This is a genomic window from Bradyrhizobium sp. AC87j1 (assembly GCF_002936975.1).
In the GTDB taxonomy this organism is placed as follows: Bacteria; Pseudomonadota; Alphaproteobacteria; order Rhizobiales; family Xanthobacteraceae; genus Bradyrhizobium; species Bradyrhizobium shewense.
Map to the genome: position 1 here is coordinate 1 of NZ_PTFE01000222.1, position 1,907 is coordinate 1,907.

Annotated in this window: 1 protein-coding gene; it reads left to right on the forward strand. The window is 57.9% G+C overall.

All coding sequences use genetic code 11. The features are described from left to right. Positions 1 to 1,104: 1,104 nt before the first annotated feature. A complete protein-coding gene (locus tag CV770_RS41955; protein ID WP_146101470.1) occupies positions 1,105 to 1,494 on the forward strand; it encodes a cold-shock protein in 390 nt (129 codons plus the stop codon). The last annotated feature ends 413 nt before the right edge of the window (positions 1,495 to 1,907 follow it).

The following is a 1,907-nucleotide window of genomic DNA, read 5'->3' on the forward strand; positions in this document are numbered from 1 at the left end:
CCCCTCGGCGGCGTTCAGCGCGACCACGCTGGCTCCGATGAGGCGGTGAGCCTCAGAGGACGGCGACGAGCTAGCTCGTAGACGGTCGTGTTGGCCGGAGGAAGAAAGATGTAACTGTTAATTTGGCGCTTTATCCCTGGATCACTGGCATGGACACGGCGTCAGGAGGTGTCTCCAGGGGGGTAAGGGCTTGCCAAGGCAGCGAATGCTGGGCCTCAGTGGCGGTCTACCAACCGGTTCTGCATTGCCGATCGCTTCAACTTCGCTGGTATCGCCGGGGAGTGTTCGGCGCACTGCCAGCTTGATGAGATTGTCGCATGGGCGCACCTCCTTGCACTGAGTCGCGTGGATTCCGTGGTAGGCTCCTGCGAGCGCATGGTGATCAAAACCGGTACTGCGCTGCCCGCATGGACGCTTTGCCAGGCTCGCCAATGATTGAGCGCTACAATCATGCCCGCAAGTCCACGCTTTGGCGCTTTTTTCCGTAGATGCCCGGATTGCCAATTTTCGGAACACGGCCTTCTACTGGAGGAACACCGGCGGGGAATTTGATACTTAAACTGTATTTTCGCTATATTCCGGTGGCGAGGCCGCGGGATTCATCGTCTCGCGGCCTCATTCATTTCCGTAGCCCCGGATAATTACGGTCGAGTTCGGCCACATTTCTCCCCCGTAAGGGCGAGCACTTCCATCGAGGGATCACATTCAGTGCACGTGATACTCGGCTGACTGTCGAGGTGTGCCATTTAATGGCGGAGGCCGCCTTTTGTCGCAAACCGCCCGGACAAATCGGTGTCCCGGGATCAGACAACGCGAGCGTGGTCCTGCATTGGTCCGATGTTCGGCTGGACCGGGCAGGGACGGACAGTACCGCGTCGATATCGGCTTTCATACCACGGCGGACAACTTGACCGTGTAGCCCGCTGCGAAGCGCCTGCAGAACGTCCAATTCTCGATTCGGCACGACCCTTGCTCGGTTCTGGGCAGCATCACCGAATGCTCCAGATGCGGTGATGCTAGGGGCGGGCTCGGCGCCCGCGTCGCCGCTCGCGTCGGGTCCGCTCCGCCGGTTTGCTGTGGGGCGCGGCGAATCAGGATGTTCAAGTGGTGGTGATCAAATTCACACACGCTTGTCGCCGGCATACCGGCCGGGGGTACCAAACGAAACATGCAAATAGCAGAACATCAGGTGTGTCCCCCAGCGGGAGAGCAGACCGCCAGTCCACGAGTTCCTCGTCAAAAGGCGGCGATATTGAGCTGCAAGGCACTGAAGCAAAGATGCGCACTGGAACGGCAGTGTCGTACAGCGTTGAAAAGGGTTGGGGCTTCATCCGGCCTGATGACGGCAACGGCAAGGATTTGTTCGTACACATATCGGACCTTCGCAACTGCGCAGGGGCTGATCTGGTGTCGGGCACGCGCGTGACTTTCGACGTTCGCTTCAATAAACAGCGCTCGAAGTACAGAGCCGTCGAGGTCAGGCTGATCGATTGAAGTACCGCGCGTCCTGCTGCAGGCCTGCGCGTTACTTATCATTCATGGCGCGGAGGGGAACAATGGTAGATCGTACTCTCTATCCCTTTGAAGATGTTGGCTGGGAGTGGCCGACGACGTTAGAACTTTGACTAATAACGTGCCGCATGGGCATAGGAACGACTCCGCGAACTTAAAAGGCCGAAGAGGTCAGCACATACTACAGAATATCAAACCTCTTCGGCAGCACTTTGAGCCGGATGTGATGGCTAGCGAGGAGGCTTCTCGCTCTCGGCAGGCAAAGGCCGCGAAATCAATCTATAGAGCGCGAGGAGACGATGCGCGATATCAGTCGCCTGAGCTGCCGCAGGGATCTCTTCTCCCGACATTTCCTTGTATACTGTCGTCTTCAATACGTTCGGATAAGTTGTGGG